Genomic DNA, 22,534 nt, shown 5'->3' with positions numbered 1-22,534 from the left:
ATGGGTGATATAGTATATAGATGGCCAATCAACTTGAAAAGGAGTACATACAGATGAGAGATGACCTATGCCGGATTGGCATCATTGATATTGGTTCCAACTCCATTCGCCTTGTGATCTATGATACGACGCTGGAAGGAGGCTATAAAATTATCAAGGAGTGCAAATACTCCGCTCGTCTGAGTGAGAAGATCACAAGGGACGGGAGGCTGGAGCGGAAGGACATGGATACCATCGTGCCCGTTTTGCGCCAGTTCAAGGAGATATGCAGCGCCTTTGAAGTTGATAAAATCCGCGCCGGAGCCACAGCGGCCATCCGCAACGCGGCAAATTCCTCCGAGATTATCTCCTATCTCTCGGAGGCATCGGAGATTAACATTGAAGTCATCAGCGGCCATCAGGAGGCTTACTTTGGCTTCTTGGGTGTAATCAATGCCTTTGATGTTCAGGACGGCTTTGTTATCGACATCGGCGGCGGCAGCACGGAGGTTACCCTGTTCCGGGGACGGCGTTACCAGAACAGCATTTCCTTCCCTTTTGGCGCGGTGAATACGAATCTTATGTTCAGTCAGCACGGGAATTGGAACGGCGATCAGGTGCGCAAGCTTCAGGCTTATGTCACCGGAAGGCTGGTGGAGCATGATTGGCTGAACAGCGGCCAAGGGCTGCCCCTCTACGGGCTTGGCGGAACCCTTCGTTCCCTTGGCAAGCTGGACCAGAAGAGCCGGAATTATTCGCTGCCCAATTCACACGGGTATACGTTGTCCAGCGAAATCATCGGCCATTTCATGGAGACGCTGCCTCTCATTCCGTATGAGAAACGCAAGGATTTGGACGGGCTGTCCAAGAGCCGGGGGGATATCATTGTCTCGGGTCTGATTATTTTTCATACGGTATATCAGTATATCGGCGCCAGTCAGGCATTGATCAGCGGGGAAGGCCTTAGGGAAGGCATGCTGCATGATCTTCTTAAGCCGGAGCAGCCTGTGCGCGAGAGTGCGCTGGAGTTCAGCCTGAACACCATCGTCCGCTTTGACATCCATTCCTCCAAACGGCATTTGGACCATATTTACAAGCTGGCCCTCAGCCTGTTTGACGCTTTTGAGGACGGGACCGACCGGACGGAACAGAAAATGCTGATTTATGTCGCGGTCATGCTGCACCGCACAGGCTCTAATATTAACTACTACCAATCCAAGCGGCATACACGATACTGGCTGATGAATTCACCGATTCGCGGGCTTACGCACCGGCAGTTGATCCTTAGCGCCCTGATCGCCTCATACAGCACAAAAAGCCGGAAGCAGAAATTGTCCCTGACACATAAGGACATTTTGCTGGCTTCCGACGAAGAGTGGATTCATAAGCTTGGAACTCTGGTTCAACTATGCATTGCTCTGGACAGCACCGAGATTGGCATTGTGAGCGGGCTACAAGCCCGCCTGCACGGCAATACCCTTGATCTTGCCCTGCAGGGCGCAGGCGAGCTTCTCATTGGGCTGGAGGACATTGAGACTGCCCTCAAAGCCTTCAGGAATGTTTGGGCGGTGAAGGTAAAGCTCGGGTTCCCTTCCAGCGTGTAACATCCATAGCGGCGAACTGGCTCCGGAACGGGGCCTTTTTGTCGTCCGCACGCTCGTAATATCCGTTGGGCTGCAGGAAGCTCGATTTGACATTGTCACTAAGCGTAATGTCCAGAATCTTGACAATTTGCTTGCGGATTTCCTTGTCCTTCACCGGGCACATCAGCTCAATTCGCCGGGTCAGGTTGCGTGTCATCCAGTCCGCGCTTGACAAGTAGACCTCTGGATTACCGCCGTTCTCAAAATAATAGATCCGCGAATGCTCCAGGAAGCGGTCCACAATGCTGCGGACGGTGATGCGCTCGCTGAGGCCTTCAATACCGGGCCGCAGGCAGCAGACTCCGCGGACAATCAGATCAATGGAGACACCGGCTTGGGCCGCGCTGTACAGATAATCTATAACCTCCTGGTTGGAGAGCGAGTTCATCTTGGCGATAATCCGGGCCGGGCGGCCTGCTGCCGCATGCTCGGCTTCGCGCGCGATGAGCTTTTCCAAGGAGAGGCTCATGTTGGTTGGCGCCACAATGAAGGAATTCCAGTCATAGCTCGCGGAATAGCCTGTCATCTGGTTGAACAGCTCCGAAGCATCCAGCCCGATCTCGTTGTTTGCCGTGAATAGGCTGAGGTCGGTGTAGGCCTTGGCGGTGCTGTCATTGTAGTTGCCTGTGCCCACATGCACATAGCGGCGCAGATCCGGGCCTTCCTGGCGGACAATCAGCGTAATCTTGGCATGGGTTTTGAGGCCAACCAGGCCATAGACCACATGGCAGCCGGCCTGCTCCAGCTTGCGGGCCCAGGCGATATTGCGCTCCTCGTCGAATCTTGCCTTAAGCTCGACGACAACGGTGACCTGTTTGCCGGATTCTGCGGCATGGGCCAGTGCGGCAATCAGCGGAGAATTGCCGCTGACCCGGTACAGCGTCATTTTGATTGCTCTAACCTGTTCATCTTCAGAAGCCTGAGTAATGAAGTCGGTCATCGCATCAAAGGATTCATAGGGATGGTAGACCAGCACATCGCGTTCGCGCAGCACCTCGAAGAAATCCTCGTTCTCATCGAATTCTACCGGATAGAGCGGCTCAATCGGTACTTCATGCAGATAGCTGAAGCCCTTGAGGCTGCCGGCGAAGCCGCGCAGAAACCCGAGATCGAGCGGTCCGTCAATTTCGAAGACGGAATCCTCAAGCTCAAACTCGGCTTGAAGCTGCTCAAGCGCATACGGGTGAATCCCCTTCTGCACCTCCAGACGGGCGGGAACACCGCGCCGGCGTTTACGCAGCTCCTTTTCAATCTCCTCAAGCAGATCCTCCGCGCCTTCCTCGTCAATTGTAAGGTCAGAATTGCGCGTTAACCGGAACTCGCTGACGGCCACGGGTTCATAACCGCTGAACAAGGTTTGTATATGATGGCGGATCACGTCTTCAATAAAGACAAATTGCCGTTTCTTGCTGTTGGAGCGGTGGGGGAGCGGGATGCATCTCGGCAGATTGGAAGGAATCTGCAGAATTGCGAAATAGGGCTCTTCCTCCTTGCTGTTCTTGCGCGTCAGCACAACCGCGAGATAGATGAATTGGCTGTGCACAAGCGGAAACGGCCGGCTCTGGTCAACAGCCATAGGAGTCAGAACGGGAAAAATAATATCACGGTAATACTGCTCAATGGAAAGCTCCTGTGCCTGGGTCAGGTCCTCGTAATCCACGAAGACAATTCCCTCCTTATGCAGATGCCTTGAAATATCCCGGAACGTCCGGTACTGGTCGGTAATAATTTTGCTGACCCGCTTGATCAGACGCTTGTACAGCCCGGATGGGGTATAGCCTGTGAAATCCTTTTTTGTATAGCCTGCACGGATCTGATCCTGAATTCCGGCCACGCGGACGCTGATGAATTCATCCAGATTGCTCGACACAATCGCCAGGAACTTGGCCCGCTCCATAAGCGGATTATCCGGGTCCTGCGCCTCCTGCAATACACGGCGGTTGAATTCGATCCAGCTTAAATCCCGGTTAAGATAAGCGGTAGATGGACTGCTGTAGTTGTTTTTTTTCTCTTCTTCATTCACGTTCGCGGACCCTCCAAGTGCTTCAATATCTTTGTCGTATTCTATCATTTTACTATCTGCTACAGAGGGAAATGTTAAATCTGTGTAAAATATTCGCGAAATTATTCCTGAAAAGCTGAAAAGCACGGATTTTTGCTGATTTTATTAAAATTATGTAAAAATACTTACTCTAATAATGCTTCAAAACTCTAATATTATCAAATTGGTAACAATTACTTGCGCATTGGTTACAAAATTGTGATATATTCAATCCTGTTAGTTAACAAATATCTGCATTTTGGACGCAAGGCACAACAAGGTACATAAGTCCGGAGTTGCAATGAAGCAGAACTGCATGTCAAGTTTGCTCTGCTATTCACGAAGGAGGCAATTTATGAAGATCAGATTTAGAAAGATTACAGCCTTGGCTGCAGCCCTCGGAGTCAGCGCACTGCTGCACACAGCTCCCGCTCAGGCCGACAGCGTACATATCGCGGGAGAAACTACAACCTATTATACCCTATCTAATCATTATGGCATAAGTGTTGATAAACTTATGAACGCCAATCCGAATGTTGCAGCCTTGAATATCTACCCTGGTCTCAGGCTCACCATCCCAGGGATTACAAAAGCCAAGACCGTTGCCGCTGAGCCGTCTGCCAAAGCCTTTTCAGAGGCGTCAATTTTGAGTGTAGAGCCTAAGTCCAATACCGTTCAAGCATGGGGCAAGGAATTCAACTATGGCAAAGTGATGCAAATGAAGGCTACCGCCTATTCCTCAGCGATCAGTGAGAATGGCATCTGGGGAGCTGTTGATTATTTCGGCAATCCGCTGAAACTTGGAACGATTGCGGTCGATCCAAGTATAGTCCCGCTTGGCACTAAAGTGCTCGTAACCGGCTATTCCCATCCGGGTCTGCCCAAGCAGGCGTTTTTGGCTACCGCTATGGATACAGGCAGCGCGATCAAAGGCAACCGCATTGATATCTTTATTCCCGGCAGCCAAAGCTTTGTATCGGATTTTGGATTTCAATATGTACAGTTATACTTTATTGAATAGTATAATCGGGCAAGAGCTATAAACTCAAAAGGAAACGAAGAATGCCGCAAGGGCAGGACTCGTTTCCTTTTTTGATTAACAACAGTCTACTTTTCTTTATTCACCTGAAGCATCTGGGGGACGGTTACAAAGGTGTAGCCCCTATTGCGCATGATGCTGATCACTTCCGGCAGTGCCTGAATGGTTCCGCGTAAATTGCTACCCCGGCCGCCGCCGCCGTGCTGGAGAATGATTGACCCTTTGCCCGCATGGGATACGATATTGTTTCTGACCTGGGACCTTGAGAGCCCTCTCCAGTCAAGGGAATCCACATTCCAGTTCACCAGCTTATAGCCGTGGGCCTTCGCCCATTGCAGCTGCTGCTCGTTGATGTCTCCATAGGGTGGCCGGATGAGCCGCGGTTTATATCCCGCCAGAGCATCAATTATATTTTCCGTACGGATAATTTGCGACCGGAATTCATTTACGCTGATCTTCCCGAACTGAGGATGGTTGTAGGAATGGTTCCCCACGGCATGACCTTCCCTGATGATCCGCTTCACGAGATCGGGATGCTTCGCCGCACGGCTGCCGACTATGAAAAAGGTTGCTTTTACATGATGCTTGCGCAGAACGTTTAGCACCTGTGGTGTAAACCTCGGATCAGGTACATCATCGAACGTAAGCGCAATATGTTTGCGGCGGGGCCCTTGTGTTTTGATCGTTTCAGGGTATTTGCGGATCAGTTGGCTGAGGGTCAAGCCTTTGACCCGTTCCCGTTTTTGTGGTCCCGCCAACGCGGAAGAGGAGCCTGCCGGGAGAACCTGATCCTTCCCGGACTTTCCATCCGGGGCATTGATGTTGCTTAGCTGAGGGAGGGAGGGCGAGTCCGCCGGAATCGCGGCAGCCAGCTCCGCTTCAGATGCCGGACTGAGCAGGAATAATAACACGATTGCCAGAATGGGCAGTTTTCGGCTTAGCTTCAGACCATTCACATGCAGCGCCTCCTTTTTTGTGATCCTGCAATCCGTTATTGTCTTATCTTGTTATCTCCAATAAAAGCCGGATTTATGCTGTAATTCCAAGAGCTCTGATTAAGATTTATCGAGGCGGAAAATACGTGTATACTGAATGAAACGGGAGATTTCCCCGGCCACAATTTGCAAATCGCGGGAAGGAAGGAACAATCAATGCCGGATTTATTTGCACCCTATGAGTTAAAGGGCCTGACCTTAAAAAATCGTGTGGTTATGCCCCCTATGTGCCAATATGCTGTAGAACAGCAGGATGGCACGCCAAATGATTGGCATTTTGTGCATTATGTCAGCCGCGCTGTCGGCGGCACAGGCTTCATTATTGTTGAAATGACCGGGATCCATCCGGATGGACGGATTACGAACAAGGATACCGGGATCTGGGGAGACCACCAGATTGAAGCTTACCGCAGGCTTACAGAAGCCGTTCATGCCGGGGGAGCGAAAATCGCAATTCAACTGGGCCATGCCGGAAGGAAAGCTCTGGATGCGGAGCCTCCGGTTGCTCCCTCCGCAATCCCGTTTGATGCCAAATCCAAAACTCCGCGGGCGCTCAGCAAGGCTGAGATCGCTGAACTGATCGAGGCTTACCGCGAAGGCGCCCGCCGTGCTGTTGAAGCCGGCTTTGATACAGTGGAGATTCATGGAGCGCATGGCTACCTGATTCACCAGTTTCATTCGCCGCTGACCAATGTCAGAGATGATGAATACGGCAGCGACCCGGGTTTGTTCGGAGAACAGGTTGTGCAAGCCGTCAGGGAAGTGCTGCCGGCTGAAATGCCGCTGTTGATGAGAGTATCCGCCAAGGAATATGTAGAAGGGGGCTATGATGAGGACTATGCACTGGGCTTTTGCCGCCGCTACAAGGCTGCCGGAGTTGACATGTTCCATGTATCCTCAGGCGGTGAGGGTCCTATTGGTTCGAACGGCGGTCCTAACGCAGGTCCTGCTTATCAGGTCGATCTTGCTGAGCACATCCGCAGCGGCCTGCAAATTCCGGTAATTGCTGTAGGACGCCTCGAATCCTATGAGGACGCACAGTCTATTGTCTCCGAGGAGAGGGCAGAGCTGGTAGCAGTGGGCAGAGGAATGCTCAGTGATCCTTACTGGGCGCTGCATGCAGAGGAAGCGCTTGGCGGTGTGGAGAAGACCAGTGTGCCTGAGGCGTACGAACGCGGAGTTTGGAAGAAAAAATGAACCCTGAGAATGTGAACTATGTCACAGATTTTAAGCCCCTTCTAAGGCATGGTTAATAAGATAAAATTTGAAGGAGCTTGATAACGTGGCGACGGTGATTAGTAACGAGCGGCTGACAGATGGAGTGTATCACCTTCGGGTTGAAGGGGATTACGGCGGGACAATGGGGCAATTCTACATGCTGCGGGCATGGGGAGCCTATCCATTGCTGTCCAGACCGCTTAGCATACATCAAGTAAATGACAATGGTGTCGAATTTCTTTATCATGTGGTTGGTGAAGGTACTGAGATTCTGGCAAAGCTTACGCCAGGGGCTACGCTTGAGCTTGAAGGCCCGTTCGGTAACGGATTTCCTGCTGTGGAAGGAAAGGTAGCCTTGGTAGGTGGAGGGATCGGCATTGCTCCACTGTATTACTGTGCGCAGGAGCTTCCGCAAAGCGACATTTACCTGGGCTTCAGCCGTGAACCCTTCCGTGTTGAGGCATTCCGTCCTCTGGCTGCCGAATTGACGGTGAACGTCGGCGGTCTGGTGCTGGACAGTGTTGATTTCACCAGCTATGATCATATTTTCGTCTGCGGTCCGCAGCCGATGCTGAAGGCTGCACAGCAAAAAAGCATAGCCGCTGAAACTGCCGGCAAGAGACCTAATGTGTATTTGTCGCTTGAGAACCGCATGGCATGCGGAATCGGCGCTTGTCTCGTCTGCAGCGTCTCCTGTCGTGACGGACAGCGTAAGGCTTGTGCGGACGGTCCGGTATTTCTGGCGGAAGAGGTGATCTTCCATGATTAATATGACAGCAAATATTGCAGGTGTTCATTTCAAGAACCCGATCGTTATGGCTTCAGGAACCTTCGGCTTCGGCCGGGAATATGGCAAGCTGTATGATGTGTCGCTCCTCGGGGGCATCTCCGGCAAGGGGCTTACACTTAACGCCAAGGCGGGAAATCCCGGAATCCGCGTCTATGAGACGGCCTCCGGCATGCTGAACAGCGTGGGCCTTGAGAATCCGGGGGTCGAAGCGTTTCTGGCCAAGGAGCTTCCTTTTTGGGAGACTCTGGATACCGCGCGTATTGTAAATCTCGGCGGCAACACGCTGCCGGATTATGTGCTCGGCGCCGAGCTGATCCAGCGTGATGCCGATGCCCGCAGCGCTGCCGGTAAGCCTGCTGTAGATATGATTGAGCTGAATATTTCCTGCCCCAATGTCAAAGAAGGCGGCATCGCCTTTGGAGTCAAGACTCCGGCGGCGCAGGAGGTTGTACGTGCGGTAAGAGCTGCTACCCGTCTGCCGCTGGCTGTGAAGCTGTCCCCGAACGCCGAGGACATCGCTGGAATGGCCGAGATGTGCCAGGAGGAAGGGGCAGACGCCGTCTCACTGATCAATACGATCTCCGGGATGAAGATAGATGTCCGCCGCCGCCGCAGTGTGTTCAATAATTTGTATGCCGGATTGTCCGGTCCTGCGATCAAGCCGGTAGCGCTGCGTATGGTGCATCAGGTGGCACAACGGGTATCCATTCCGGTAATCGGCATGGGCGGAATCACTTCAGCTACAGATATCATTGAATTCATTATGGCCGGGGCAACGGTCATTCAGGTGGGAACCTATAACTTCATGAATCTGCGGGCAGGCAGTACGCTAGTAGAGGAATTGCAGCAGTTCATGATCGAGGAGAATATTTCATCGCTGGACGAAATCCGCGGCATCATATAACACAATCCAATTAATTCCTCCGCCTGAGATGTCTTTATCTATCGAAGGTTCATATCATGGGAAAGGGGAGATTCCGCTTGACTGCATCAGAATTTCATCCTGACGATATCGAGCTGACTGCTGTGGAGGTTGGCCGTGATCTGCTGCTGCTCATTACCGGTGGCGTCCGACATATTGGCGCTACCAGCACGGCATATGTAGAAGATGGCGTAGCCAAGGTATCCACTTCGGCAGTCCCCCATCACAAGGAGCACACGATCAGCGAATCCGCTGCGCTCAAAGCGGCTGCTGTACTGAACAGAACAGTTACGGTAGTTATGGGCATTCACTATGACAATTTGAGCAAAGAGAGCATAGCGCAGGTTGTGGAAACCGTGAACCGAAAAATAGATCAATATTTATCTTGGTAAAATTTGAAACGTTAATGAATCTTCCTGCGTAATAGATAACAAATAAGCATTTAACTTAATTTTGGAGGAATGAACCATGTCTATATTTAAAAGATTGCGTGATTTGACGATGTCCAATGTGAATGCGATTATTGATAAAGCAGAAGATCCTGTAAAAATGACGGATCAATACATTCGGGACATGACTGAGGATCTGGAGGATGCCGAAAAAGCGGTAGCCGCCCAGATCGCCATTGAGAAGAAATTCAAGCAGCTCTACGAAGAACAGGAAGCGCTGGTGAACAAACGCAATCAGCAGGCACACACTGCTGCCCAAGCCGGCAATGTGGACCTGGCGCGCCGCGCACTGGAAGAGAAGAAAGCCGCTGAAGCCAAGCTTGCAGAATACAAAACCAGCTTCGATCAGAATAAGGCATCGGCAGACAACCTGCGCGACAAGCTTGAAGAAATGCGCAAACAGCTTACAGAAATGAAGAATAAACGTGAAACTTTGGTTGCGCGCTATAATGCAGCCAAGGCGCAAACGGAAATCAACAAAGCGATGAGCGGATTCAGCTCCGATTCAGCTTCTGCGGGTCTCAAGCGTATGGAAGAGAAGATGCTGCAGGCTGAAGCTCAGGCTGAAGCCAGCAACGAGATGAGCGCCGGCAACAGATCGCTGGATGACGAATTCGAGAAGCTGGGCAAGGATCAGGCTGTGGAAGATGAGCTGGCCGCGCTGATGAAGCAATACGACAAACAATAACATATTGGCATAAGCCGGAAGCAAGGCTAATGTTCACAGGCGAAGGAGAGAAAGAGCGGTTTCTCCTTCGCCTTCTCTATGCTGCCCGGGGAGGGCAGGCAAACTGACAATCGGGGGCTAAAAGCAATGGATTTCCATACTCTGGTGTCTATGGTGGTATGGACGGTGTGCGGCGCAGTGCTGCTGTTTGTGCTGATGTTCGTGGATTCGCTGTTTACCCGTTACAACGATTTAGAGGAGCTCAAGGCAGGCAATATGGCGGTTACTACTAGGTTCGTGCTGAAGCTTTTGGCACAAGGCTGCATCTTATCGTCCTCCATTGCCTCTTCGAACAGTTTGGGAGATGCTATTGTAATCTCCATAGTCTCCTTTATTCTTTTATTCTCTCTGGAAAAAACAGTCGAACTGCTGCTGAGCCGCTGGGGCAAGCTCGATCTTGACTATGGCACCCAATTGGGCAAAATAGGCTACGGGCTGCTGGCAGGCTCGCTGCATTTGACCGGGGCCTTGATTATCGCCGCATTCATTCAAGGATAATGCTTTATGCTTAACAATAAAGCCAAAACTTTTAAAAGGAATGATGGAGTTTGAGTATATGGAAGCGTATTGGCAATATATTCTCGAAGCCGGAAGCCCCGGCTGCACCTAAAAGCATGCTGAACCTGTCTCCGGGCGACATTTGTGAGGTTTCGCTGGTTACCTACGAGGTAACGGGCCGGACTCAGACCAGCGGACGCAATGCTGTGGTGCTGACCTTACGTGACGGCAGCCGTATTGCCTATCTGCATATCGAAGAGCGGGAGCAGCTGCAATATGGGCTGTATCAGCCGATTGACGGGCGCTTGGATAATCCCGCCGAGGTCCCGGCAACTCTGGAGCTGGATGATTACACATACTACTTGGAGGAAGAATACGAGGGATACTCCGAAGTTAAGGGTCAGACTCCTTATATGAACGGCGGACAGCAGCATGTCTGGCAGTACCAGTCCGATGATTCCCGGCTGCTGCGGGTGGAGTGGCAGAACGGCCGGTTTATGCTGTACGAAGGCGAAAAAGTCATCCCGGGTGATGTAAGGGTGATCCGGGCGAATTAAGAAAGGTGCTTACCGAAACGGCTGTATTGTCCATGTATAGGACGAAACGGCCGTTTTTTTTATTGCATGAATTGAGAACGTGTGTTCCTTGTGCTAAGATGAGTACATTATGGCAAAAGGGAGTGAATTTAAGGTGGAAATAGAGAAGAAACCACTTGTGGAATTTTTGCTGAAGGCTAAAAATGCGACGTATGCGGCTCAAGGAGACGAGGCTTCGGTTCCGCCATTGCTTGAAGGATACCGCCAATTGGAATACGGGGACGGAGATTATTTCTACCGGGATTTATATCTGGGCATGGCCTATTTTGCCGGACAGGAAACGATATATTTCCGTGGACAGGCCATCTGGTCAATGACATACGGCGGTGGAACAATTAAGGAACTAAGCCTTGATGAAGTTAAGGATACATATGCTTTTTTGAGACAAGCGATGTGCCGGGTAGCGGAGGATCGTCCATACAGGGGCCCGCACAGCTTCAGTGAAGGAGAGTATCAGTATTTTGACGTAAACGAAGGGGATTTAGAGCGGTTTTCCGGGAAAGAGAGAATCTTGCGGCAGGGGACAGAGATATATTCGCTGCAATATTGCGGTGGATTTATCTGCTGAATGGTATAAAATAGTGCTGTATGAATAGCGGAAATAATTGACGTGTACTCTATAACGAGAATACGAGACAGAAGAGGTTGGTTGACATATGAACAGTAAAGAAGAAGCAATGGATTCTAAATTTCGCCGAAAAGCACTCCAGGTTGAAGAAGCCCAGTCACGGGTTATTAAGTATGCGCAGCTGATGGACATAGAAGAGATACCGCTTAATGATAGCAACGGACGTTATTTGGCCGAGCCTGTGTATGCGCCTCATCCATTTCCGGCATTTAACCGTTCGGGAATGGACGGTTATGCGCTCATCGCGGCAGATACAGAGAAAATCGGGGAGGATGGTCCAATCTGGCTGGACGTCGTAGACGACGTCCCATGCGGAGCAGTGCCTGGTGTCGATATCCGGAGCGGAACGGCTGCGCGGATTATGACCGGAGCTCAGGTGCCGGCGGGTGCGGATACCGTTGTTATGATTGAAGCGACGGAGAGCAGGGAAGCAGGGGGCATAACCCAAGTGGGAATCCGCAAAGCGCAACAGGCCGGGCGAAATATTACTCCGATCGGTTTTGAACTGAAGGAAGGGGTACTTGTGCTGCCGGCCGGAAAGATCATAACGGCGGGGGATATTGCTGTTCTGGCCGCCTTTGGCATGCCTGTTGTAAAAGTGCGGCGCAGACCTAGAGTGGGGATATTTGCAACCGGGACCGAGCTGCTGGAGGTGCATGAACCGCTTGCTCCCGGCAAAATCCGTAACAGCAACTCTCCCATGCTGGAAGCGCTGGTACGGGAGAGCGGCGCAGAGCCGGTTATGCTTGGTGCAATCGTTGACGATATCGAGCTGGCGCGGAGCAAGGTGCAGCTGGCGCTGGAGAGCTATGATCTGGTGATTACCACCGGCGGTGTGTCCGTTGGGGATTATGATATTATGGGGGATCTGGTCCGTGAGAACAGCGGGGACATGCTGTTCAACAAAGTAACAATGCGCCCGGGAAGCGTGACAACTGCAGCTGTACGCAGCGGCAAGCTTCTGCTGGCCTTGTCAGGTAATCCCGGAGCCTGTTTTGTCGGATTTCACTTGTTCGCCCGGCCCGTTATCGGGAGAATGCAGGGAGCCGAGAAGCCATTCCTGCCGGAATGGACGGCGGTGCTTGGAGCGGATTATTCCAAAGTGAACAACTATACCCGGTTTGTCCGTTCCCGGCTGGAGATTCAAGGGGGGCAAATATACGCTTATCCGGCCGCCATTGATGAATCCTCAGTAATGGTTACGATCAAGGACAGCGACTGTCTGGTAATCGTTCCGCCGGAAGAACGGGGCTTGACGGCAGGGACCCTTGTGAAGGTGCTTAAGCTGCCCGGTGACATTCGCGGCTGAGCAGACGGAACTGGATCAAGTGAAAGGTGGAGAAGCCGGGAATGAGGCGGCGGAGGCAAGAGCCTATAAAGAGTAGTTTGAAGAAATTAAGCAGTGGAGACGGCAGGATCAGCATTGATAGAGGCCGCGTAACATCGAGCAGCGGGAGTAGTAGAAGCAGATCGGTCCACCGTAATGCCCGTAGCAGCCTCACTCGATCTTCGATGCAAGCCGCGAATTCTACGGCAGGCATGGCTTACCAACCCGGGAGTCTGCGGGCAATAGGAGGCAATACTGCTTCGCCCGCCGTGTGCCAGATTGTCGGCTACAAGAACAGCGGCAAAACTACGCTGATCTGCGAGCTGATTCCGCTTTTGCGGAGTAAGGGCTGTACGGTTGCTGTGATCAAGCATGACGGCCATGATTTTGACATGGACCATGAGGGAACGGATACCTGGAAGCAGCGGCAGGCCGGAGCTTCGGCGGTGGCTATTACAAGCAGTACGCGTACAGCAAAGATTGAAGAACGCGCCAGCAGCCTGGCCGAGCTGATTGCCGCTTTTGCAGATTACGATTATGTGCTGGTGGAAGGCTTCAAGCAGGAGCAGTATCCCAAAATCGGGCTGATCCGCCGTGAAGAGGATGTCTCGCTACTGAGCGAAGTGAGCAATTTGTCAGCGGTTGCGCTCTGGAGCACGGCAGCGGATGCCGTCTCGCTCCCGCAGACGCAGGGCATTAACCAATTCAGCATTAACGACAGCGCGGGAATTGCCGAATTTTTGTGGCAGCAACGTTTTTATTTTCAAAATTTCAACATATGAAAAATTCACAATAGAAAATCCAAAATGCTACCCCAACCTCGAGCAGTACGTCTCCTAAAAACTTAGTCACAAGGAACAGCGGCCCCATTCTCCCATTGAAGGAGAAAGGGCCGCTGTTCTGCTATCCTGGCATGTATGCTGGAAGCAAGCCAATAATTGCGAAAGCAAATTCACAAGCCGGTCCAGTGCGCAGGGCGTGACAATGCGGCTGGAAGCTTGGTTGAGGCATCGCCCTTCGCCGCATTGAGCTGCGATTGGGTCAGAAAGAGAGTGTCTGTAAGGTCGGCGCCGCAAAGATTTGTGTCGCGGAAATCAGCTCCGATGAGATCCGCTCCCCTCAGGTCAGCCCCGCTGAGATCTGCCGCAATCAGATAGGCGCCGCGCAGGCTGACACAGCGTAAATCGGCTTTTTTGAGCTTGGCTCCGATCAGATCTGCTCCCCGCCCATAGTTCTTAGGGCGTTTGGGAGCATTCTTGAGCTGACGCCGCGCAGCATCGCGCGCAAGCTCGCTAGTCCGAAGAAGCAGCTCATTGATCTCTGCCCGGTGTGACGGCACATCCACCTGCAGCAGCGCTTCGGGCGGCAGCAGGGTCAGCCGTTCGGTCTCCTCTAGTGCCGAGCGGAGCTGGCTGTGAATCGTTGCCGCAGACTGAAGGGATAGAGCTTCGGTCAAATATCTTAGCAGCTCATGGAGATGGCGCATAACCGGGAAGACCTCGAACATTTGTGAAGCGGTATGCGGAGCCTGCCGCCAGTCGCGCCCGCCGAAGGTGACATGAGAGACCTTGGGACCGGCCCCGAAGCATTCGTATACGGTACAGCCCCGGAACCCTTTGGACCTTAGCTCCGTGTGGATACCGCAGCGGAAATCTGACCGCAGATTAGGACAAGGCTGTCCGGCATTTTTATGAATGGCAAAATCCGATGAAGCGGCAAATGGCAGTGCGGCGCAGCAGAGGCCGAAGCAGCCCTCACAGTTCGACTGCAGATCGGTATGGCTAAGACTCGGTGAAGCAGATAGAAATTCATGTTGATGAGACATTTGAGGCAATGGACTCCTTCCTTGATGGGGAATTCAGCTCTCCAGACGCCGCTCAATCGCTTCGGACATCGTTTTGTCCGTAAGGTGGGCGTAGACCTCGGTCGTTTCCGTTGAGGCGTGTCCGAGCTGTTCCTTCGTTTTATAGATATCATTTTGCAGATAATAATCCGTGGCAAAAGAATGGCGCAGCTTATGTACAGTCAGATAAGGCTTGCCGAACCGTTTGGCGTATTTGATGATCATTTCCTGGATCGCCCGTTTGGTCATCCGTTTACCTTCCTGAGTGCCGTTCGGCAGCGCGATGAACAGAGCTTTTTCCCGTTTGGGCGTCTTGTAGCGGGACTGCCGCAGACTAAGATAGAGCGAGAGGTCATCCTTGGCCTGTTCGCGGAAATAGACCGGGGTTTTGAAAGTTTCATCGTTATTGCCTTTGCGGTAGACATACAGCAGCTTATTGTTCACATCCAGATCATCCACGTTCAGATTGACGACTTCAGAGACGCGGAGGCCGGAATTGAGAATGAGGCTGGCAATACAGGCGTCGCGTTCACGGTTGAGCTGAAAGGAATAAAGGGCCTGCTTGTTGGCTTCAACATCGCGCCCATATCCTTCATAAATGTAGCCTATGAACTCCAGCAGCTCGTCTTCCTCCAGAATTTTACCTTTGAGCTTGGCGGCCGTGTCCTTCGGCTTGTGAATGCGTTTGATCTCCACCTTGGCCATGACATTGCGCTTCAGTAAAGGATAAAAGTTCTCGTCCTCGGCAATTTGACTTAAATAGTGGAAAAGAGAACGGAGTGCGGAAAGCTTGCGGGATACGGTGACTCTGGAATTCGTGCCCTCGGCACGGGTAGTCAAATGCAGGCGGTATCCGACAATACTGTCCATATGCAGCGTCTCCAGATCAAGCAAGGTTATTTCAGAAAGACTTGCAGCTTGAGAGAGCCCCTCTGCCCGCAGCCAGCCAAAGAACGATTCATAATCGCGGATGTACTCCAGCAGAGTAGAAGGTGACAGATCTGGACGTTTATAGTCAATGAACTGCTGTACAAACCAGGGCATATTCAGCACTCTTTGATCGAGATGTATGCGGTCGTTAATTTTTTGAATGCTCAATGTGTTGTTCACCTGCCTTTTGGATTGCTGTTTGCTTGCGGAGTTGTCTTTCCATTTTAGCATGTTTCATGAAGTTTGGCCGGATTTCGCTGTACTTCAGGGGCTTGCCTTGCTCCTGTGGTGACAAAGATATAGAATGTGTAATAAAAAGTGAATCACAGAGGTGACTTATGGAACTTGGAATTGAGCTGGTTCCCAAAGAGCAGCGCCATACCATCAGCAGGCTGATGCAGTTTTATTTATATGACTTTACCCGTTATCTGGAGCTTGAGGTGGACCGTGATGGCGCATTTCCGTCCTATCCCGGTCTTGAGGCTTACTGGAACAGCGGTACCAATAAATTTGCTTATCTATTTACCGTGGACGATAATATCGCCGGATTTGCGCTGGTGGACCGTCTGCTGCACAGTTCGGAGGGGCAGTTCTACATGACAGAGTTTTTTGTGATGCAAAAGTACCGCCGCAGCGGAGTAGGCACTTGGGCCGCACACCGGCTGTTCGATATGTTTCCCGGCGACTGGAAGGTGTCGCAGATCCGAGCCAATACACCTGCACGCACTTTCTGGCATCGGGTGATTGGCGATTACACAGGCGGGGCGTTCCAGGAACGCTTCAATCCAAAGCAGGGGAATCCCAGTCAATATTTCAGCACATTAAATATTAATAGAATTAATAAATAAAAAGACCTATCAGAAGCGGAACGGACAAGACAGAATCCTGCATAAAAAAGAAAACCGTTGTTACCGGGCGCAACTTGTAGGGATTTCCAGCGTCTGTTAATTGAGGTGATTCTACGTGCTAAGCATCCAAAAAATTGTCTGGATCGGTTGTCTATCCGCACTAGCAGTGCTTGTTTCAGGCTGCAGTAATGGTGCAGATTCCAAGAAAGCAGACGCTTCAGTCCGTCCGGCAACAGAAGCTGTTGTCACTTCATCGGCTGCAGAAACTCCAGCTTCAACTCCAGCGACAGTTAAGGCGACTCTACGCCCTTCCGCACAATCGGTATCGTTGTTTGCAGGCGGAGTACCTGAATACGACGGGTCAGGACGGGCGTATTTGAACGGAGGAACGGAGCTGCAGGCGAAATATTCTGCGGATCAACACCTACCGCTGGCGATGTTTATGCCGGAGCAGATGATTCGGTTTGAGCAGAATGGCAGAACCGCCTGGGGGACTGCGGATAAGCAAAACTGGATTGTTTTTGAACCGATAAGCAAAGAGAATTCAGCCAATACAAAAGTGGATAAGACAGATTCAGACGGGAGCAAAGCCGCATTGCTTCAGTACAAGGAATATCAGGGCAGCTACACAGAGAACGATGGCAGGGTGGATGTGTTCCTTTTTAGAGCAAAAGGACAAGAGTACTACGCGCAAATCCGGACCATTGCTGAGCAGAGGGAAAAGCTATTGCCGCTGTTTGTCGATATGCTGAGAGAAGTCCAATACATGAAGAAGCAACCGCCGCTGGTTGCCGGAGTCTTTGTTCAGGAGCCGGATGTAGGAAAGGACAAAGAGAACAAGCAGATGCTCCAGGAGGTAATGAATTGTCTGGAAGCCATTGCTAGTCAGGATAAGCAGAAATTTATGGACACAATGTACTCGCCGGAAGCGGGGGAATACTTAGGGTTTTTCCTTGATCATTCGATCACGTACCGTTTCAATGGGATCACTTATGCCGGAATTCCTGCTGAAGGCACGCAGCGGGCGAATTTTAACGTGGTGTATCAATCTATGACTGACGAGGGTTATCTGGCGGATAGGAGCAATACAATCTCTTTGCTGCGCAATAAGCAGGGGGAATGGAAGGTCGCCAATATTGATTAAGACGACAACTTCTATGAAACCAATAGTACAATTACTGCATTTTGGTTATCATCAGGCGATGAGCTGCATTTTTCCTGTAGCAATTTTTGGAACTTTGGCTCTTTCCAGCTTAATCGAGCTGCCATACATTTACCGTTATGATGCCATTCTTGTTATCCTGCTTGCAGTTCAGTACCTCATGTACCGCAGTGGATTAGAGACACTCGATGAAATTAAAGTAATCTGTATATTTCACTTTATTGGTCTGCTGCTGGAAATGTATAAGGTCAGAATGGGATCATGGTCATACCCTGAGCCCGGGCTTACGAAGTTATTTGGTGTGCCGCTCTATAGCGGATTTATGTATGCAAGTGTCGCAAGCTTTATGTGCCAGATATGGCGTAGACTGAAGATGGATATGACCGGCTGGCCGGGGCTAACTTCTGCCGGATTACTGGGAGGAGCCATTTATCTGAACTTTTTCACACATCATTTCATTCCTGATTTTCGTTGGTTGCTAACGGGGCTTGTGCTCATCGTCTTTTGGAGAACATGGATCATATACCGGGTACGGACCACTACTTATCGAATGCCCTTGACGCTGGCTTTTTTCATAGTAGGTTTCTTCATCTGGTTAGCCGAGAATATAGCTACATTTTTTAGTGCCTGGAAATATCCCAACCAGTACCAAGCCTGGCATTTGGTCAGCTTCAGCAAGATCAGCTCATGGTTCCTGCTGGTAATCATTAGCGTAATTATTGTTGCCCAGCTAAAACATGTAAAAGCTAGCCGGAAAACGTAAGACTCTTGTTTGAGCTGAGATTGGCAAGCGGGCAGGCAGGATAATGCTAACTTAAAGAGTAGAAAAAGGATAGCCTCATAGAGAGTGACATAAATATTATTATGTTAACTAACTACAGAATAACGAAATAAGAAAGACGGCGAGTACTAATAAAAGCCTGGGCAACCCCGATTTAAGGGTGGGGAGCCCCAGGTTTTGTTTCGTTTTCAGCGTCTGCAGCCAGCGGGGTTACCCAAACTTTGAATAATAGCCCGTTACTAATAAAGTCGTAATCCGCATGCACATGAAAACTGGGCGGAGAAATCGTATTCCTCCGTATCAGCTCGTATAGCAAAACATGAGCCAGCAACCAGTTCGTTGTCTTATAACCGGTATAAAGGTGGCCTATTTCATTGTAAGGACCGCTTGTTACCCATTCGAATGCTTCGTGAAAACTGTCAACGCTCATGCTTTCCGTATGCCAGACTATATTTTCTGTTTCCTTCGTGTTTGTCGATAGCTTAAAATCCGATGTGAGTGAATCAGATTTACGTATAATTTCTACAAATGCCGCCGCTTTTTCGTTATCATGCTCTTGCATATCGATCCACTCCCAACCCTTTATTTACCTTATTATAGCAAAAAAACTTTGTGCCAGTGCCAGAACGAGTGCAAAGAAGAAGTGAAGAGCAAAATAGCGGGAAAATCGCCCTCTATTCTGAGCAAGAATAGATGTTCCAGGGATATAGAGGGAAATCGTCCCCCTATATTTAGCCGATAGTCATTCCAGCGGGTAGAGTGGCGATTATACAGGGGGGAATTCCCTTTAACTCATGGATAATGGAGATTTCATAAGAATTAGCAGGTCGTTTTCAGCTTATTTTAGTGAAATGAAGAGGTATATGTTAACATAATATTAAATATGTAACCTATACTCGAATTTACTCTATGAAGTTATAGAAAAAATCTACACACTATTCTTTTTATTTCAACATATGAAAAATTCACAACAGAAAACCTAAAACTATCAACCTCCCCTACAACCACACAACTACTCCATCCTTTATTCGATCCTTTGACACTAAAACCCCGAAAAAGGATGGGGGTCCGCGGCTCGCAAACAGACTATGCATGATCAAGTTAATCTTCGGGTAATCTCAAAAGCAGCCTCTGCGGCAATCGCCGCATGCTCCAGCGAGATAATGGATTCCCCGCCGCTTTGGAAGGTTTGGAGCGCGTAGCGGAGGCTTTTTTCATAAGGGTTGAGCTTGTCCAGAACAATCTCTTGTTTGCCGGAAGCTCCGTATTCATACAGCGTGGCCTCTATACTGCCGTCCGCATAATCGCTCTCCTCAAACACCAGCTTGGCCTGCTCAAAATAAGCTTCATAGCCGACTGTGAACGGGTACGCTCGGGGCATTTGTGAAGAGACAATGATCTCAGCAGATACATCCGATGTGTCAAAACCGGCAAGAACCAGCGCTTGACCGTCTTTTCCGCCGCTAGTTCCCCAGACTGCAGACAGTGGGGGATTACCCAGCAGCCAGGTCACAAAATCCAAATCGTGAATCATGAGATTCGCAGCGATTTTACTAAGGCCGAGGTCGCCCCACAGCGGCGCGGTTTCTCTTTTGAGGGATACACGGAGAAGCTTGCCGTATTGCCCGCTATGTACCGCATCGTACAAGTAGGAATAAGCATGATCTAATTTGATGAATTGGTTGACAAATATACGTTTTCCGCAGGTTTCCTCCGCTTGCCGCATAGCCTGGGCATCCTCAGTGTTCAGACAAACCGGAGTTTCGCAAAACACATTTTTCCCGGCCTTAAGCGCCTCAACCGCGTATTTGCTGTGTAGGGTGGAAGGCAGACAGATGTCGATCAGATCCAGCGAGCTGTCCGATATCACCTCATCTATGGACTTGGAGATCTCGACTCCCAAATCCTCCTTCAGCTTCTGCAGCTTGGCTTCATTTCGGCCAAAAACAACAATCCGGTTGACCTCCTCCATAGATGCAAATAGGCTTGCATGATAAGCTCCAAAGCCTGTTCCCAATATGCCAATATTCATTTACAGCAGCTCCTCTCTCTGATACATTCATCATACATAGGAATTGTTGACAACTGAGTGGCGAGAATTGTAAAGCCCTCAGCAGATGTTTTTCAAAAATAGTAATGACTACTTATTATAGAATTGAGGACTTTTCATGAGGCTGCACCGCTTGATTGCTATACTGTTACTGATTGAATCCCGGGGAAGAATTAAGGCGAGCGAGCTGGCAGAGGCGCTTGAAACCTCGGTGCGTTCCATTTACAGGGACATTGATGTGCTGGCGGAATCCGGCATTCCTATGGTGACAACTCCCGGGCCTAAGGGCGGAATCTCTTTGATGGAGGGCTATACCCTGAATCTCCAGAAGTTGCACGGTGAAGAGGTAATTAACCTGTATTTGACGGGGATGGGCATCCCTTTTGGCGGTCAAACCGAATCGGGACTGAAGCTGAAGAATGCTCTGCTCAAGCTGGAAAAGACCTTGCCCGCAGCCTATCAGGAGGATATCCGCAAGGCCAAAACCCGGTTCTATTACGATGATACGCCTTGGTGGAATGAACGTGCCGAGCAGCCCTTTCTGGAGGAGCTTCGCTCTGCGGTCTGGAGATGCCGTGCAATTCAGATTAAATACCGCAAGGTGAGCGGGGATCTGACCACCCGTATTCTTCATCCCTATGGGCTGATTGTGAAGCAAGGGGACTGGTATCTGGCAGCATATTGCGAGGCGGCGGAAGAACTGCGTACTTTTAAGTGCGAGCGGATTATCTCGGTCCTGCCTACGGATGGAGCCTATGAGATCCCTGCAGATTTCTCGCTGGAGGAATATTGGCTGGAGGGGAGCGAGGCGTTCAAGCAAAGCTGCAGGAAAGTGGAGTTCTATGCTGCAGTTGTACGGACGGCGAAAGGCCGGCAGGAATCCGTGAGCAAGCTTGAGATTATCGAAAAAAAGGAAACGGATGAGTATATCGACTGGACGCTGAACTTGTACAGCTACGAATCAGCCTGCGGGCAGGCGATGAAGCTGCTGGATGTGGCAGAAATTCTGCATCCCCCAGAGCTTAGAGAGTATATCAAGGGGCGGCTTGTGCATCTGCAGGGGGTTTATTTGTGAAGAAATGTTCTAATTCGAATAATTCTCCATCATTTTATTTAAATAATTTCGAAAGTCTTGGACATATGCTTTAGGCTCTACGATTATTAGATTTGTGCCGAAGCTTGCTAAAAATTGAAATCCGATACTGTTATGAGGGACACAAAATGTTGCTAATAAAAATTCAGAACTATAGTTTTCAATACTCTTTCGGCCGTATCTTTCAATGAATTGATCTTTTATGCTAGGCGAAATCAATGCCTTAATAGCGGCTAGCTGCGGTTGAAAACTTGCTTCGCGGTCTTGTTCTAATAAATATTCTCTAGGGTTAAATGTTTTTTCATCCATATTAAGGTTATCGATACGAGATAATTTAAACGTTCTATATCTCTGGCGATGTAAACAGAATCCCTTCAGATACCAGCTCGTTTCGCTAAAATGAAGCTGATATGGCTCAACAATTCTATTCGTCTTGGTGCCATTTTTATCTATATAATCAAATGATATTAGCCTTCTCTTTAATATTGATTCTTGATACAGCTTCAAGGTTTGACTAATTTCAGACCGGCCCTCCCAATCATAAAATGAGAATTGAATTGAACTTTTCAGAGATAATGGGCTAACCATCGCTTCAATTTTTTTAATAGTCATTTCAACTTCTTCGCTAATTAGAATTTGTTCCATTCCGTTCAATGCAGTTAATATATTCTCTAAGTCGGAGCTGCTTAAAAGACGTTTATCAACCTTATATTCATCCATAATACCGTAGCCGCCATTAACACCATTGATAGAATAGATCGGGATGTTTGATAAACTGAGTGTTTCCATATCGCGAAGAATAGTTCTTTTGGAAACATTAAATAATTGTGCTAATTCTGTTGATGAAACGACATTTTTTTTCAGCAATATCATTATTATAGAAATAAGTCTCTCAACTTTGTCCATATTTCCTCCTCCTTTTACTCTACTTTATTCTAAGAACGGTGACATACAGCCGTCACCTTTTGTAGATTA

The 22,534-nt window shown here is 49.8% G+C and carries 23 protein-coding genes; 16 read left to right on the top strand and 7 right to left on the bottom strand.

Annotated features, from left to right (window positions below):
* The first annotated feature begins 53 nt into the window (after positions 1-53).
* On the top strand, positions 54-1,583 hold the full coding sequence (locus AC0LWN_RS03575) for a Ppx/GppA phosphatase family protein (RefSeq protein ID WP_474663241.1): 1,530 nt from the start codon (positions 54-56) through the stop codon (positions 1,581-1,583).
* Here AC0LWN_RS03575 and ppk1 read toward each other — a convergent pair.
* On the bottom strand, positions 1,531-3,693 hold the full coding sequence (ppk1, locus tag AC0LWN_RS03570; RefSeq protein WP_458962392.1) for a polyphosphate kinase 1: 2,163 nt from the start codon (positions 3,691-3,693) through the stop codon (positions 1,531-1,533). The two genes, AC0LWN_RS03575 and ppk1, sit on opposite strands and share 53 nt — an antisense overlap.
* Positions 3,694-4,018: 325 nt before the next feature.
* Between ppk1 and AC0LWN_RS03565 the strand changes: the two genes are divergently transcribed.
* Positions 4,019-4,684 (top strand): 3D domain-containing protein, encoded by a 666-nt coding sequence (locus tag AC0LWN_RS03565; RefSeq protein ID WP_474663240.1) that lies wholly within the window; start codon positions 4,019-4,021, stop codon positions 4,682-4,684.
* Positions 4,685-4,770: 86 nt separating this feature from the next.
* Here the strand turns inward: AC0LWN_RS03565 and AC0LWN_RS03560 are convergent, their stop codons facing one another.
* Positions 4,771-5,658, bottom strand: coding sequence for a polysaccharide deacetylase family protein (locus tag AC0LWN_RS03560; protein WP_474663239.1), 888 nt, complete (start codon positions 5,656-5,658; stop codon positions 4,771-4,773).
* Positions 5,659-5,853: 195 nt separating this feature from the next.
* Between AC0LWN_RS03560 and AC0LWN_RS03555 the strand changes: the two genes are divergently transcribed.
* The 10 genes from AC0LWN_RS03555 to mobB all read left to right on the top strand — a co-directional run bounded on the left by AC0LWN_RS03555 (position 5,854) and on the right by mobB (position 13,634).
* The gene (locus AC0LWN_RS03555) at positions 5,854-6,894 is read left to right on the top strand and encodes an NADH:flavin oxidoreductase/NADH oxidase (RefSeq protein WP_474663238.1); all 1,041 of its coding nucleotides are present in this window, start codon (positions 5,854-5,856) and stop codon (positions 6,892-6,894) included.
* Between the two features lie 85 nt (positions 6,895-6,979).
* Positions 6,980-7,684 (top strand): dihydroorotate dehydrogenase electron transfer subunit, encoded by a 705-nt coding sequence (locus AC0LWN_RS03550; protein ID WP_474663237.1) that lies wholly within the window; start codon positions 6,980-6,982, stop codon positions 7,682-7,684.
* On the top strand, positions 7,677-8,609 hold the full coding sequence (locus AC0LWN_RS03545) for a dihydroorotate dehydrogenase (RefSeq protein WP_474663236.1): 933 nt from the start codon (positions 7,677-7,679) through the stop codon (positions 8,607-8,609). The genes AC0LWN_RS03550 and AC0LWN_RS03545 overlap by 8 nt, the downstream gene beginning before the upstream one ends.
* Before the next feature lie 77 nt (positions 8,610-8,686).
* Positions 8,687-9,019, top strand: coding sequence for a prenylated flavin chaperone LpdD (lpdD, locus tag AC0LWN_RS03540; protein WP_474663235.1), 333 nt, complete (start codon positions 8,687-8,689; stop codon positions 9,017-9,019).
* A gap of 76 nt (positions 9,020-9,095) precedes the next feature.
* Complete coding sequence (locus tag AC0LWN_RS03535) at positions 9,096-9,764, top strand: PspA/IM30 family protein (RefSeq protein WP_474663234.1); 669 nt, start codon at positions 9,096-9,098, stop codon at positions 9,762-9,764.
* 126 nt (positions 9,765-9,890) lie between these two features.
* A complete protein-coding gene (locus tag AC0LWN_RS03530; RefSeq protein ID WP_458962384.1) occupies positions 9,891-10,301 on the top strand; it encodes a DUF350 domain-containing protein in 411 nt (136 codons plus the stop codon).
* A 50-nt stretch (positions 10,302-10,351) separates the two neighbouring features.
* The gene (locus AC0LWN_RS03525; protein ID WP_458962383.1) at positions 10,352-10,858 is read left to right on the top strand and encodes a DUF4178 domain-containing protein; all 507 of its coding nucleotides are present in this window, start codon (positions 10,352-10,354) and stop codon (positions 10,856-10,858) included.
* A gap of 109 nt (positions 10,859-10,967) precedes the next feature.
* Positions 10,968-11,465, top strand: a complete 498-nt coding sequence (locus tag AC0LWN_RS03520; protein WP_474663233.1) for a DUF5680 domain-containing protein — start codon at positions 10,968-10,970, stop codon at positions 11,463-11,465.
* Between the two features lie 88 nt (positions 11,466-11,553).
* Positions 11,554-12,834: a molybdopterin molybdotransferase MoeA gene (locus tag AC0LWN_RS03515; RefSeq protein WP_474663232.1), complete on the top strand. Its 1,281-nt coding sequence runs from the start codon at positions 11,554-11,556 to the stop codon at positions 12,832-12,834.
* 230 nt (positions 12,835-13,064) lie between these two features.
* A complete protein-coding gene (mobB, locus tag AC0LWN_RS03510; protein WP_474663231.1) occupies positions 13,065-13,634 on the top strand; it encodes a molybdopterin-guanine dinucleotide biosynthesis protein B in 570 nt (189 codons plus the stop codon).
* A 170-nt stretch (positions 13,635-13,804) separates the two neighbouring features.
* Here mobB and AC0LWN_RS03505 read toward each other — a convergent pair whose 3' ends face one another.
* Both AC0LWN_RS03505 and xerS read right to left on the bottom strand, forming a co-directional pair.
* Positions 13,805-14,677: a pentapeptide repeat-containing protein gene (locus tag AC0LWN_RS03505; protein WP_474663230.1), complete on the bottom strand. Its 873-nt coding sequence runs from the start codon at positions 14,675-14,677 to the stop codon at positions 13,805-13,807.
* Positions 14,678-14,710: 33 nt separating this feature from the next.
* A complete protein-coding gene (gene xerS / locus AC0LWN_RS03500; protein ID WP_474663229.1) occupies positions 14,711-15,793 on the bottom strand; it encodes a tyrosine recombinase XerS in 1,083 nt (360 codons plus the stop codon).
* A gap of 170 nt (positions 15,794-15,963) precedes the next feature.
* Between xerS and AC0LWN_RS03495 the strand changes: the two genes are divergently transcribed.
* The 3 genes from AC0LWN_RS03495 to AC0LWN_RS03485 all read left to right on the top strand — a co-directional run bounded on the left by AC0LWN_RS03495 (position 15,964) and on the right by AC0LWN_RS03485 (position 18,398).
* Complete coding sequence (locus AC0LWN_RS03495) at positions 15,964-16,473, top strand: GNAT family N-acetyltransferase (RefSeq protein ID WP_474663228.1); 510 nt, start codon at positions 15,964-15,966, stop codon at positions 16,471-16,473.
* Between the two features lie 115 nt (positions 16,474-16,588).
* Positions 16,589-17,617 (top strand): hypothetical protein, encoded by a 1,029-nt coding sequence (locus tag AC0LWN_RS03490; RefSeq protein ID WP_474663227.1) that lies wholly within the window; start codon positions 16,589-16,591, stop codon positions 17,615-17,617.
* A 13-nt stretch (positions 17,618-17,630) separates the two neighbouring features.
* On the top strand, positions 17,631-18,398 hold the full coding sequence (locus AC0LWN_RS03485; protein ID WP_474663575.1) for a DUF817 domain-containing protein: 768 nt from the start codon (positions 17,631-17,633) through the stop codon (positions 18,396-18,398).
* 172 nt (positions 18,399-18,570) lie between these two features.
* Here the strand turns inward: AC0LWN_RS03485 and AC0LWN_RS03480 are convergent, their stop codons facing one another.
* Positions 18,571-18,978: a hypothetical protein gene (locus tag AC0LWN_RS03480; RefSeq protein WP_474663226.1), complete on the bottom strand. Its 408-nt coding sequence runs from the start codon at positions 18,976-18,978 to the stop codon at positions 18,571-18,573.
* 534 nt (positions 18,979-19,512) lie between these two features.
* A complete protein-coding gene (locus AC0LWN_RS03475) occupies positions 19,513-20,448 on the bottom strand; it encodes a Gfo/Idh/MocA family protein (RefSeq protein WP_474663225.1) in 936 nt (311 codons plus the stop codon).
* Between the two features lie 151 nt (positions 20,449-20,599).
* Between AC0LWN_RS03475 and AC0LWN_RS03470 the strand changes: the two genes are divergently transcribed.
* A complete protein-coding gene (locus AC0LWN_RS03470; RefSeq protein ID WP_474663224.1) occupies positions 20,600-21,541 on the top strand; it encodes a helix-turn-helix transcriptional regulator in 942 nt (313 codons plus the stop codon).
* Between the two features lie 9 nt (positions 21,542-21,550).
* Here AC0LWN_RS03470 and AC0LWN_RS03465 read toward each other — a convergent pair whose 3' ends face one another.
* The gene (locus AC0LWN_RS03465; RefSeq protein ID WP_474663223.1) at positions 21,551-22,465 is read right to left on the bottom strand and encodes a helix-turn-helix transcriptional regulator; all 915 of its coding nucleotides are present in this window, start codon (positions 22,463-22,465) and stop codon (positions 21,551-21,553) included.
* Positions 22,466-22,534: the final 69 nt, after the last annotated feature.

It is taken from the genome of Paenibacillus sp. sgz302115, assembly GCF_056120445.1.
Note: the sequence above shows the minus strand (reverse complement) of the source record. Positions and strands in the feature narration are given on the sequence as shown.